The sequence below is a fragment of the Streptomyces beijiangensis genome, from assembly GCF_017315755.1.
GTDB classification, from domain to species: Bacteria; Actinomycetota; Actinomycetes; order Streptomycetales; family Streptomycetaceae; genus Streptomyces; species Streptomyces beijiangensis.
On the sequence record NZ_JAFLRJ010000020.1, the window covers coordinates 24,460 to 35,622 of the forward strand.

At 70.2% G+C, this 11,163-nt stretch carries 13 protein-coding genes; 7 read left to right on the forward strand and 6 right to left on the reverse strand.

Annotation, left to right across the window (positions count from 1 at the left end; genetic code table 11):
• Positions 1–35: 35 nt before the first annotated feature.
• The 3 genes from J0695_RS02820 (at position 36) to J0695_RS02830 (ending at position 1,968) form a co-directional block, all read left to right on the forward strand.
• Complete coding sequence (locus tag J0695_RS02820) at positions 36–1,100, forward strand: fatty acid desaturase family protein (protein WP_206959815.1); 1,065 nt, start codon at positions 36–38, stop codon at positions 1,098–1,100.
• Between the two features lie 70 nt (positions 1,101–1,170).
• Entirely contained in the window at positions 1,171–1,353 is a 183-nt protein-coding gene (locus J0695_RS02825; protein WP_206959816.1) for a tail-anchor membrane protein, read from the forward strand.
• Positions 1,354–1,425: 72 nt separating this feature from the next.
• On the forward strand, positions 1,426–1,968 hold the full coding sequence (locus J0695_RS02830; protein ID WP_206959817.1) for an MOSC domain-containing protein: 543 nt from the start codon (positions 1,426–1,428) through the stop codon (positions 1,966–1,968).
• Positions 1,969–1,977: 9 nt separating this feature from the next.
• Here the strand turns inward: J0695_RS02830 and J0695_RS02835 are convergent, their stop codons facing one another.
• Both J0695_RS02835 and J0695_RS43635 read right to left on the reverse strand, forming a co-directional pair.
• A complete protein-coding gene (locus J0695_RS02835) occupies positions 1,978–3,345 on the reverse strand; it encodes a tannase/feruloyl esterase family alpha/beta hydrolase (protein WP_206959821.1) in 1,368 nt (455 codons plus the stop codon).
• Between the two features lie 139 nt (positions 3,346–3,484).
• The gene (locus J0695_RS43635; protein ID WP_206959823.1) at positions 3,485–3,919 is read right to left on the reverse strand and encodes an STAS domain-containing protein; all 435 of its coding nucleotides are present in this window, start codon (positions 3,917–3,919) and stop codon (positions 3,485–3,487) included.
• Positions 3,920–4,165: 246 nt separating this feature from the next.
• Here J0695_RS43635 and J0695_RS02845 point away from each other — a divergent pair, with 246 nt between their 5' ends.
• Positions 4,166–4,999, forward strand: coding sequence for a SigB/SigF/SigG family RNA polymerase sigma factor (locus tag J0695_RS02845; protein WP_206959825.1), 834 nt, complete (start codon positions 4,166–4,168; stop codon positions 4,997–4,999).
• A gap of 65 nt (positions 5,000–5,064) precedes the next feature.
• Here the strand turns inward: J0695_RS02845 and J0695_RS02850 are convergent, their stop codons facing one another.
• From J0695_RS02850 to J0695_RS02860, 3 genes are all read right to left on the reverse strand, one after another.
• Positions 5,065–5,844: a hypothetical protein gene (locus tag J0695_RS02850; RefSeq protein WP_206959827.1), complete on the reverse strand. Its 780-nt coding sequence runs from the start codon at positions 5,842–5,844 to the stop codon at positions 5,065–5,067.
• Positions 5,845–5,918: 74 nt separating this feature from the next.
• Positions 5,919–6,212 carry a hypothetical protein gene (locus J0695_RS02855; RefSeq protein ID WP_206959829.1) on the reverse strand — a complete coding sequence of 98 codons (294 nt, stop codon included), beginning with the start codon at positions 6,210–6,212 and terminating at the stop codon, positions 5,919–5,921.
• Positions 6,213–6,321: 109 nt separating this feature from the next.
• Complete coding sequence (locus tag J0695_RS02860; RefSeq protein WP_206959831.1) at positions 6,322–6,852, reverse strand: PadR family transcriptional regulator; 531 nt, start codon at positions 6,850–6,852, stop codon at positions 6,322–6,324.
• A gap of 104 nt (positions 6,853–6,956) precedes the next feature.
• Between J0695_RS02860 and J0695_RS02865 the strand changes: the two genes are divergently transcribed.
• On the forward strand, positions 6,957–7,715 hold the full coding sequence (locus tag J0695_RS02865; RefSeq protein ID WP_206959832.1) for an alpha/beta fold hydrolase: 759 nt from the start codon (positions 6,957–6,959) through the stop codon (positions 7,713–7,715).
• Here the strand turns inward: J0695_RS02865 and J0695_RS02870 are convergent.
• A complete protein-coding gene (locus J0695_RS02870; protein WP_206959833.1) occupies positions 7,706–8,305 on the reverse strand; it encodes a class I SAM-dependent methyltransferase in 600 nt (199 codons plus the stop codon). The two genes, J0695_RS02865 and J0695_RS02870, sit on opposite strands and share 10 nt — an antisense overlap.
• A 150-nt stretch (positions 8,306–8,455) precedes the next feature.
• On the opposite strand from J0695_RS02870, the gene J0695_RS02875 reads away from it, so the two are divergent.
• Together J0695_RS02875 and J0695_RS02880 are read left to right on the forward strand one after the other, a co-directional pair.
• A complete protein-coding gene (locus J0695_RS02875) occupies positions 8,456–9,229 on the forward strand; it encodes an MHYT domain-containing protein (protein WP_206959834.1) in 774 nt (257 codons plus the stop codon).
• Between the two features lie 56 nt (positions 9,230–9,285).
• On the forward strand, positions 9,286–11,163 hold a 1,878-nt coding region (locus tag J0695_RS02880), incomplete at its 3' end, for a sensor histidine kinase (protein ID WP_206959835.1).

Below are 11,163 nucleotides of genomic sequence, written 5' to 3' on the forward strand. Positions count from 1 at the left end.
AGGTCAGCGCATGGGCCAACAGACCGGAGACCGTTATGCCACAGGCCGCCTCAACGCTCACGAAACCCGAGCGGGAGCCACGGGCCGGCAGCGATTTCGCGCCGCTCCTCAGGACGGTGAAGTCGCAGGGACTCCTGGAGCGCCGCACGGGCTGGTACGCCCTCGGCATCACCACCAATCTCCTCGCACTGGCCGCGGTGGTCACCGGCATAGCCCTCGTCGGCAGTTCGTGGTGGGTGCTGCTGCTCGCCCTTCCGCTGTCGGTGTTCTCCGCCCGTGCCGCCTTCTACGGGCATGACGCCGGCCATGCGCAGATCAGCGGCGACCGCGGCACAGCACGAGCCGTCGGCCTGCTCCACAGCAACCTGCTGCTCGGTATGAGCTACGCCTGGTGGAACGAGAAGCACAACCGGCACCACGCCAACCCCAATCACATCGACAAGGACCCCGACGTCGGGGTCGGTGCGATGGTCTGGACACAGAAGCAGGCCGCCCAGCGCGAGGGTTTCGCCCGCTGGCTCACCCGGAACCAGGCGCGGCTCTTCTTCCCCATGCTGCTGCTCGAGGGCATCGCTCTGAAGGTCTCCGGATTCCAGACTGTGCTGTCAAGGGAGGAGGGCAAGCGCCTGCCGGCCCGCGAGCGTGCTGTCGAAGGCGCCCTCCTCCTGCTCCACCTCGGCGGATACCTCACCCTGCTCTTCACGGCCATGTCCGTGCCCACGGCGATCGTCTTCGCACTGCTCCACCACGCGCTTTTCGGTCTGCACCTCGGGATGAGCTTCGCGCCGAACCACAAGGGGATGGAGATGCCCGACCCGGAGAGCGAGGAGCGCTGGGGTCATCTCAAGCGCCAGGTCCTCACGTCGCGCAATGTGCGCGGAGGGCTGCTCACCGACTGGTTCCTGGGCGGGCTCAACTACCAGATCGAGCACCACCTGTTCCCCAGCATGCCCCGGCCTCATCTGCGTCTTGCCCAGCCGCTGGTGCGCGCACACTGCCGCTCCCTGGGGATCGCGTACACCGAGACCGGGCTCATCGACTCCTACCGGCAGGCGCTGACGCACATGCACGAGGTCGGAGAGCCGCTTCGTGCCGGATAGTGGAACCGTCGGACGCGCACAGGCGTTCAACTGTCAGAGAGCGGCAGTCGCCGCGAAGGAGGCGTCGTAGATGTCAAGGACCGCAGTGATCGCCGCCGGGGGTGTGGTCGCCGGCCTCATCCTGATTCCCGTCATCGGATTCTTCCCGGCGCTGCTGGTGCTGATCGGGGTGCCGGTCGTCGCGTATCTGATGCTCGACCCCAGCCAGCGCCGTCGGCTCCGCCGGATCTCGCGCAAGGAAATAGGCCGCTGACCAGGCTCTTGTCATCCGTGCCGGATTAGGATCACTGAGGATCACTGGCACTGATGAGGGGAGTTCCGCGCGATGGGCGGGATGGTCACCAAGGTAAGCAGCAATGGGGAGTACTCCTTCACCAAGCCGAACCGCGACAGCATCACTCTGCTGTCCGGCCTCGGTGTGGAGGGCGACGTGCACGCGGGTGTCACCGTCAAGCACCGCTCCCGCGTCGCGCAGGACCCCACGCAGGCGAACTTGCGACAGGTGCACTTCATCCATGAGGAGCTCTTCGCCGAAGTCCTCGCCGAGGGCTTCGAGGTCAGAGCGGGCCAGCTCGGCGAGAACATCACCACCAGCGGCATCGACCTGCTCTCCCTGCCGGTCGGCACGCTGCTGCACCTGGGTGACGAGGCCGTCGTCGAGGTCACCGGGCTGCGCAACCCGTGCCTGCAGATAGACAACTTCCAGGACGGGTTGCTGAAGCAGGTCGTCGGCCGCGACGAGACGGGCAATGTTTTCCGCAAGGCCGGAATCATGAGCATCGTGACGACGGGCGGCACGGTCCGGCCCGGCGACCCGATCAGGATCGAGCTCCCCGCCGAGCCGCACCGCCCCCTGGAGCGCGTGTGACGCCCGGGTTCAGCTCAGCGCACAGGAGTTGACGACGTCACCGCCCGAGGGCTTCGCGAGCATACGGTCCCCGGGCGGTGCGATGCCGTCCTCCACCCATGCGGTGAGTGCGGTGAAGGCCGAGCGGTAGCAGGGCAGCACCGGGCGCAACCTGTCCGGAAAGGTGTCGTACAGCCCGTCGGTGTGCGTGCCGGCCTCCACGGTGTAGTAGCGGTGCATCCGGTCGCGCCCCTTCGCCGCCACCATCCGCTCGTACACATCGGAATCGGTGGCGATCGGCAGCAGACTGTCGAGCGTCCCGTGCAGAGTGATCAGCGGCCTCCCGATCCGTCCGGTCAGGGCGATGCGCGCGACCGCCCGGTGTACGGACGCGGGCCGTGAGGCGTAGTCGTACGCGGCGTCCGACGCACAGGGCGCGAGGATCTCGGTGACCGTCGAACCGGCTGACGCACCCGGGCAGTCGCGGTCGTACGCCGGGTCGAACTCGGAGCGGAACGTCTTCTGTGTCACCCCCCAGTACGCCTGCTGGTGGTACGGCCACAGGAACTGCGAGCCCTGCGCGAAGCCGGCGTCGAGAAGATCCTGGTCGTCCGCGGTGCCGAGAGCCCGGGCCACCGTCACGGGCAGCGAGGTCAGCAGATTCGGCCCGTCGGCGGTCCACAGGGTGCCCTCCCAGTCGACCCCGCCGTCGTACAGATCGGGACGGTTCTCCAGCTGCCAGCGCGTCAGATAGCCGCCGTTGGAGATTCCCGTCATGTACGTACGCCGGGGACCGTGTCCGTAGCGCTGCCCCAGCACCCTCTTCGCGGCGCGCGTCAGCTCGGTGGTGCGCCGGTTCCACTCCGCCACCGCGTCGCCGGGCCGCCTGCCGTCCGTGTAGAAGTCCGGGGTCGCGTTCCCCTTGTCCGTGGCCGCATAGGCGTACCCCTGTGCGAGCACCTGGTCCGAGATCAGGGCGTCGGTCGCGTACTGCTTGCGGGTGCCGGGTGCGCCGGTCACCACGAGGCCGCCGTTCCATCGGTCGGGCAGGCGGATCACGAACTGGGCGTCATGGTTCCAGCCGTGGGTGGTGTTGAAGTGCGAGGTGTCAGGAAAGTAGCCGTCGATCTGCACACCCGGCACTCCTGAGGGGTTCTTCGTCCCTTTGGCGGCCAGCCCCGCCTGGTCGGCCGAGTCGGTGTACGCGGTCCCCGCCAGCGCCGCCGTGGTCAAGTCGCCCAGACAGGCGGCCTGCTGGCGCTCCGCGCCGGGGACGTCGACCCGCTCCTGCCGTACACAGTGACCGCCCGCCGGGGTGGGCAGGGCGTCAGCAGGACCGGCGGCGGCCAGCCCCAGCAGCAGGGCGGCGGACAACGGAACACTTCTGGACAGGCGCATGGACGGCCTCCGGAACGCGTGAGGAGAGGAGAGGGACGGGAACAGATGGGCGCAGCGCCACATGCTCCAATCACGCTTCCGGCACGGCCATGGGCCCGGCCCACACGGTGGTGGACCGGGCCATGTGGGGGAGCGGGCCTCAGCTGGTCGCCGTCGGCAGTTGGTGATCCGTTGCGTTCGATTCCCGGCGCTGTCCTGGGGTGGTGGCCGTGCAGGCGTGGGCGACCGTGGGGTAGAGGTCGAGGGCGGTGTCGGTAGCAGTGATATCCACGAGCCGCAGCAGATGGGGAGGGGCTGCGGCGATGCGCAGCGTGGTGGCCCGGTGGAGTTGCAGGAGCAGGTCCAGAACGCTGGTGTCCGCGAAGGTCACCGCTTGGACGTCCAGGACGAGCACCGGTAGCGCTGCGGCCGCTTTCTCCATGGCGCGGCGCAGCGGGGGCAGGGATTCGGGGTCGAGGTCGCCCTGGGCGACGATGACCCAGCCGCCGGCGTGCGGATACTGCTCCGCGACGGGGTGGGGACGGCCGTCGTGTTCGGGCATCGAGCAGCGCTCCTGGTGTGTGGGTTCGGGCACACGCGCGTTGTCGGGGTCGATCTGGTGGGTGGTGGTCGCCCTGCTGCGGCCACCCGGTCCGGTTCCTGTGGTGCTGACCGGCAGTTCGCTTCTGCCGGGCCTGTGTCGATCTCCGTTACGAGACAAACCATAATCACACCGCCTACCAATATCTGCTTTGGCCGTGATAGATTTTGGCTCGTTCGCAAGAGAGGTAATCGCTTTCGAACGGCAGTGAAGTCATGTGGATGACAAGGAGCCGGAATCATGATCACCGTGGCGGCGGATGAGCTCGCCGAGCGCGCGTACGCGGAACCGTCGTCGGTGGCTCCACGGGGCGCGCGGGAGGTCGGAACAGAGTTCTTCGACCGCCTGACCCGGCTCGAGGAGGGCACGCGCGAGTATCAGTACGTGCGCAACTGCCTGATCGAGATGAACCTCTCCCTGGTGCAGTACGCGGCCTCGCGCTTCAAGCGCCGTGGTCAGCAGGAGATGGAGGATCTAGTTCAGGTCGGCACCATCGGCCTGATCAAGGCGATCGACCGGTTCGACCTGTCCCGCGAGGTCGAGTTCTCCACCTTCGCCATCCCCTGCATCACCGGTGAGATCAGGCGGTTCTTCCGCGACACCAGCTGGGCGGTGCACGTCCCGCGCCGTCTCCAAGAGGCGCGCCTGGAACTGTCGAAGGCCACCGAAGAGCTGAGTACCCGGCTGGGGCGCTCGCCCTCCACGGTGGAGCTCGCGGAGCTGATGCAGCTGGAGCCCTCCGAAGTCGCCCAGGTGCGGGTGGCGTCAAACGGCTACAACGCCGCCTCGCTGGACGCCGCCCTGACGGGAGCGGACGACGAATCCCACAGCGCTCTCGCCGACTTTCTCGGCTTCGAGGACCACTCCTACGAGCTCATCGACATCTTTCACTCCCTGGCCCCGCTGATCGCAGAACTCGACGAACGCGAGCGCAGGATCATCCATCTCCGCTTCGTCGAGGAGTGGACCCAGCAGCAGATCGGCGAGCAGCTGGGCTGCTCGCAGATGCACGTCTCCCGGCTGCTCAGCCGCGTCGTGGGCAAGCTCCGAGCGGGCCTGCTGGCCGCTGCGTAGCCGCCGTCAGGAGCTGTCGCGAGAAACTGCCGTCAGGAGAATTGCCGTCGCCCCGCGCGGGACCTTCACGCCGGACGTACGGCCAGCGCCTCCAGCGCCTTGAGCAGCGCGGGCAGTTCCGTGCCGCGTCCCAGGGGCACCACCTCGCCCGGCGCCTCGTCCAGAAGGAGGAAGGCGATGTCGTCGGTGCGCGCCACCATCGACCAGCCGGGGCCGTCGGTCCGTACCGTGCGGGCTCCGTCCGGCGCGTACGTCGAACGCACCCGCCCGGGCGGCGGCGGCGACGCCACATAGCCGCGCAGCTCCTCGATCACCCGCGCCGCGGGGCCCGTGGGCTTCTCCTGCGTGACCTCGGACGGAGCGAACGCCTCGTCACCGCCGAGCTGTTCCCGCCATACGGCCCACTGCTGGGCGATCTCGTCCGCGCCCAGCCGGCGCTGGGCCGGACCCCACTGCCCGGTGTCGGGCGGGGTGAGCGGTGAGTCCTCGTCGGGGTCGTGCGGCTCGGGAATGCCGGGCGCGGCGACAGCGACGTCGAGCGGCCAGCCGGGGAGCGAGGCGACGACGGTGCGCTCGTCGGGCGACAGGTCGTAGTCGATCCCGCAGTCCCAGGAGGCGATCGCGACCGCGACCAGCGACACGTCGTCGACCACCACGGTCCAGCGCGCACCGTCCTCGCCCTGGCCCAGCACCAGGCCGTACCCGTCGGTGTGCGGGTCGATGCCGAGCGCGGCGCAGGCGGCAGGGAAGTCGTCCCCGAGCACGCTGGGGAACTGTGCAGGGGTCAGCAGCAGTGCGGTCAGCACGTACAGCGACTCGTCGGTGACTTCTTCCGTCCCGGCCACGCCCGCCTCCTCAAGTGATCAGTCGTCGGCGCACCTTAACCACTGAGTAACCCGGGCGTCGAGGCCCCAGGGCATCAGGCTGCCGGCAGGCCGAGAAGGGAGCGCGCCACGGTCTGCGGGCTCTCGTCGCGCTCGCGTGCCAGGGCGATCACCGCGCGGCAGGCGAGCTCGCTGATCCCGAAGGACAGGGCTTCGGGCGAGACCCATCCGGCGGCCTCGTCGATGCGGTCCTCGTCGTCCTCCGCGCACGCCGACACATAGGACGCGGCGGCCTCGAAAATGTTGTGGTGCCGGGTTGCCCGGCGCCCCTCAGGGAGCAGTTCGTCTCTGCTCGGTGCGAAGAGCTTCTTCCATCGGCTGATGAACATCAGGACCACCGTCCCCCCGTGCGTGGAGCGATACGCCGGTCTTCCAAGTCGGCATGTCCACCGTAGGCGTGGACGCCGGCCGTCTGGTAGGGGATGTCGCTGTGAAGACTCAGCGGTTCTCGCCGAGTTCGCGGAGCGTGGCCCGCAGCCAGGTGATCTCCGCACGGCTGGTCGCCCTGGCGATCGTGAGGATGCCGCGCCGGAAGGGGTCGTCCAACTCCTCGGCGCGCAACGGCCGCTCGCCCTCGTAGAAGAAGCTGGCGGGCTCCTCCAGGAAGCCGAGACGGCGCCGAAGCACGTCAGCCTGCGCCCCGGCGCCGGGCAGGTGGCGCAGGAAGGCGAGCAGGGTGAACCACCGGTTCTCGTCGGTGATTTCACCGCGGGCGGGCTCGGCGAGCCGCCGCTCCAGTTCGCTCCGGCCCTCCGGTGTGAGCTGCAGTACGTGGCGGGGCGCGGCGACGGCCCCGGGCCGGGTCTCGCGGGCCAGCCAGCCGGCCTTCTCCAGCCGCTTGATCGCCGGGTAGAGCGTGCTCTCGGCGACGGGCCGGACGTGCCCGGTGAGGGCGGTGATGCGCTTGCGCAGTTCGTAGCCGTGCAGCGGGGCTTCGTAGAGGAATCCGAGGATGGCGAGTTCGAGCATGCCCGCATTCTGCCGGACTCGCGCTGTACCTCGCTAGCGCTATACATCGGTGCCGAGGTATTGTCCGGTCGGCCGGCAGGACACCGCGGGAGAAGGGGAACGGCATGCGCAAGGCACGCTTCGACGCGCAGGGCAGCGTCATCCGATGGACCGAGGCGCCGGGCAGCGGTCCCGCGCGGGTGTACGTCCACGGGCTTGGGTCGGCCTCGACCGTCTACCACGCGCACATCGCGGCCCACCCGGATCTGGCGGGCCGCAGAACGCTCTTCGTCGACCTGCCGGGCCACGGCATCAGCGACCGCCCGGCCGGCTTCGGCTACACCCTCGAAGACCTCGCACGCGCACTCGCGGCCGCGCTGGACGAGGCCGGCGCCGAGGGGGCCGAGATCGTGGCGCACAGCATGGGCGGGGCGGTCGCCATCGCCCTGGCCCACCACCGCCCCGACCTGGTGTCACGACTGGTGCTCACAGAAGCCAACCTCGACCCCGACCCGCCGGTGAAGGCGGGCAGCAGCGGCATCGCCTCGTACACCGAGGAGAAGTTCGTCCACGGCGGCGGCTTCGAGAAGGTTCTGCTGCGCGTCGGCCCCGACTGGGCGGCGACCATGCGGCTCGCCGACCCGCTGGCCCTGCACCGCGCGGCGATCGGTCTCATGCGCGGAACGCGGCCCACCATGCGCCGCATGCTCATGGACCTGACCGTGGACCGCACTTTTCTGCAGGGTGCGCTCACCGGCGCGCTCGCCGGTCACGACGAGCTGGTCGCATCCGGCGTGCGCGTGGAGACCGTCCCCGACGCCGGCCACAACGTCATGTTCGACAACCCGGCGGCCTTCACCCGCGCGGTGGCCGCTCAGCTCTGACGGACCGCCAGAGCCAGGAAACGGCTGTCCTCGTCGACGTACGAGACCAGCCGCCAGCCCGAAGTGCCGAGCAGCGGACGGAGATTCGACTCGGCGCGCAGGTCCTCAGGGGTGACCATGCGCCCCTGCCTGGCGGCCAGCGCGGCACGGCCGACGGGATGGAACAGGGCGAGCAGACCGCCGGGGCGCACGACTCTCGCCAACTCGCGCAGATTCTCGTCCGGTTGGGGCAGGTGGGAGATCAACCCTGCCCCGAACACGGCATCCAGGGCCCGGGACCGCACCGGAAGCCGCGTGACATCGCCGAGCAGCAACCGCCCGCTGCGGTCACGGCCCGCCCGTACCGCAGCGGTGAGCATCGCGGGTGTCAGATCGATTCCGAGTACGGATCCCCCCGAGCCCACGGCATCGCGCAGCGCCGGCAGAGCGCGACCCGTGCCGCAACCCGCGTCGAGCACGGCGTCACCGGGGCGCAGCCCGAGCTCGCCCACGGCGGTGGCGTACGCGGGCCCGTCATCGGGGAAGCGTTCGTCCCAGCCCGCCGCCCGTGCACCGAAGAACTCCTGAACGTGCGTGTGGTCATCGGCCATACAGACATGATCCCCCACCCGATCGAGCGTCGAACTGTGCGCACGTTCGAGCAGGACACGGTCGTCCTGGAACACCTCTTCGTCAGAATCCGGCAGCTTTCGAAATGCGCCCCTACTGCGCGCCCCCAAGGGGGCTACCGTCCCGGATCCATGGGACACCTTGACCACGCCGCCTTCGGCTGGCTGACACCCGTGCTGTCGTACGTGATGGCCGCCATCGGCTCCGCCCTCGGCCTGCGCTGCACCCTGCGGGCTCTGGAGACGAGCGGCCGGTCGCGCCGCAACTGGCTGATCACCGCGGCGACAGCGCTCGGCACCGGCATCTGGACCATGCACTTCGTCGCGATGCTCGGCTTCGGCGTCAGCGGCACGGACATCCACTACAACGTGCCGCTTACCCTCCTCAGCCTGCTCGTGGCGGTGCTCGTCGTCGGAGCCGGGGTCTTCGCCGTCGGCTATGGCCACGACCGCGTCAGAGCGCTGCTGACGGGCGGGCTCACGACCGGACTCGGCGTGGCGAGCATGCACTACCTGGGCATGGCGGCCCTGCGCCTGCACGGCACGGTGCACTACGACCCGCTCCTCGTGGGCCTCTCCGTCCTCATCGCCGTGATCGCCGCGACGGCGGCACTCTGGGCGGCTCTCAACATCGAGGCCCCCATCGCGGTCGCGGGCGCATCCCTGGTCATGGGACTGGCGGTGAGCAGCATGCACTACACCGGAATGTTCGCCGTGAGCGTGCAGGTGGCTCCCTCCCGAGATGTGCTCCCGGGGGCAACGGCGATGCAGTTCATCTTCCCTCTCGCCGTGGGCCTCGGGTCGTACCTCTTCGTCACCTCCGCCTTCGTCGCGCTCTCGCCCACGGCACGCGAGCGCGCGGCCTACGCCGCCGCGGAACGCCTCACCGAATCCGCGGCGCCGTAGCCGCCGTCCCATGGGCCCCGGGCCGCCAGTTCCGTTTCCGTAAGCGAGGAGAGCCGGTGCGAACACCCCGCAAGAACCAGGGCGGCACAGCCCCGAAGCCGCCCGCGCCCCAGACGCGCGGACGGCGCGCGCACGCGGGCCTGCCCGCCGAGGAGCACCCGTCCGGCGAACCGTTGCCGCAGCCGGCGGCACCGGTCCCTGCCGCCCAGGGCCGTCTGACGCTCCGTCCGCGCACCGTACGGGCGAAGATCGTGTCGCTCCTGATGGTGCCCGTCGTCTCCCTGCTGGCGCTCTGGGGCCTCGCCACCGTCACGACCGCCCAGGACGTGGTCCGGCTGAGCCGGCAGCAGCGCGTAGACGACCAGATCCGTACGCCCGTCACCACGGCCGCCGTCCAGCTCCAGGCCGAACGGCGCGCTGCGCTGCGCTGCGCGGCCGCTCCCGGCGCCGACACGGCGGCCGAACTCCGCCGCCAGGCCGGACGTACCGACGCGGCCGTGGCGGCGCTCAGCATCGGAGGCGGCCACACCGTCGCCGACGCGGGCGGCATGCCCGATGAGGTCGCAGGCCGTCTCGCCGCGTTCGTCACGGGTGCCCACCGGCTGGACGCCCTGCGCGCCGCGGTCCTCGGCCGCCGTACGGACGCGGACAAGGCGTACGAGCAGTACAACGCGGCCATCGCCACCGCGTACGGCGTCACCGGCGCCCTCACCGGTGTGCAGGGGGCCGAGGACGGCTCCGGCGCACGCGTGCGGTACGAACTCTCCTTGGCGGGCGAATCGCTCTCCAGGGAGGACGCCCTGCTCTCCGCCGCCCAGCTCAGCCGTTCCCTGGCAGGGGACCGCCTGCGCGCTTTCACCGATGCCGTCCTGACGCGCCGTGAGCAGAGTGCGTCGGCCGTCGACCTCCCGGCCGCCTCCCGGTCCGCCTGGCGGTCCCTCAGCTCGGCCGCCGACTACACCCGGCTGCGTACGGTGGAGGACAAGGTCCTCGCCGCGACCCCGGGCCGCGACGCCGCCCAGGCTGCCCCGGCCTCCGTGTGGGACGCGCCCTCCACCGCCGTGCAGAGCGGGCTGCGCGCCATCGCGACGGACAAGGGCAGCCGGCCCAACCCCGTCGTCCGCGGTGTGCTCACCCCCGCAGGGGCAGGCGTCCTGCTCGGGCTGGCCGCGGTCGCCGCCTCCCTGGTCATCTCCGTACGCATCGGACGCGGCCTCGTCGTCGAACTTCTCACCCTGCGCAACAGCGCGCTGCGGATCGCCCGAGGCAAACTGCCCCACGCCATGGAGCGCCTGCGCTCCGGAGAAACGATCGACATCCAGGCCGAAGCCCCGCAAGGACCACCCGCCCGGGACGAGATCGCCCAGGTCGGCGAGGCTCTGGACACCGTGCACCGTGCCGCGCTTGGCGCCGCCGCCGAACGCGCCGAACTCGCCGGCGGCATCTCCAAGATCTTCGTGAACCTGGCCCGCCGCAGCCAGGTCCTCGTCCACCGCCAACTCGCCCTGCTCGACAGCATGGAGCGCCGCGCGGAGGACCCGAGCGAACTCGGCGACCTCTTCCGCCTCGACCACCTCACCACCCGCATGCGCCGTCACGCCGAGAGCCTCATCATTCTCTCCGGCGCCGCACCCGGCCGGGCCTGGCGCAAGCCGGTCCCGCTCACCAACGTCGTACGGGCAGCGGTCTCCGAGGTCGAGGACTACGCGCGCATCGAGGTCCGCCAGCTCTCCGAGGCGGCCGTCACCGGAACCACCGTCGCCGACCTCACCCACCTGCTGGCCGAACTCGTGGAGAACGCCGCCCAGTTCTCCCCGCCCCACACCAAAGTGAGGGTCAGCGGCGAACCCGTAGGCACCGGATACGTCCTGGAGATCGAGGACCGCGGGCTTGGCATGGGCGCGGAGGCGCTCGCCGAGGCCAACCGCCGGATC

Bases quoted from the DNA above. Each gene is read 5' to 3' on its own strand.
- J0695_RS02875 (WP_206959834.1), top strand. From the start codon at position 8,456: ATGGGACACCTTGACCACGCCGCCTTCGGCTGGCTGACACCCGTGCTG.
- J0695_RS02865 (WP_206959832.1), top strand. From the start codon at position 6,957: ATGCGCAAGGCACGCTTCGACGCGCAGGGCAGCGTCATCCGATGGACC.
- J0695_RS02830 (WP_206959817.1), top strand. From the start codon at position 1,426: ATGGGCGGGATGGTCACCAAGGTAAGCAGCAATGGGGAGTACTCCTTC.
- J0695_RS02820 (WP_206959815.1), top strand. From the start codon at position 36: ATGCCACAGGCCGCCTCAACGCTCACGAAACCCGAGCGGGAGCCACGG.
- J0695_RS02845 (WP_206959825.1), top strand. From the start codon at position 4,166: ATGATCACCGTGGCGGCGGATGAGCTCGCCGAGCGCGCGTACGCGGAA.
- J0695_RS02870 (WP_206959833.1), bottom strand. From the start codon at position 8,305: ATGGCCGATGACCACACGCACGTTCAGGAGTTCTTCGGTGCACGGGCG.
- J0695_RS02855 (WP_206959829.1), bottom strand. From the start codon at position 6,212: ATGTTCATCAGCCGATGGAAGAAGCTCTTCGCACCGAGCAGAGACGAA.
- J0695_RS02835 (WP_206959821.1), bottom strand. From the start codon at position 3,345: ATGCGCCTGTCCAGAAGTGTTCCGTTGTCCGCCGCCCTGCTGCTGGGG.
- J0695_RS02825 (WP_206959816.1), top strand. From the start codon at position 1,171: ATGTCAAGGACCGCAGTGATCGCCGCCGGGGGTGTGGTCGCCGGCCTC.
- J0695_RS02860 (WP_206959831.1), bottom strand. From the start codon at position 6,852: ATGCTCGAACTCGCCATCCTCGGATTCCTCTACGAAGCCCCGCTGCAC.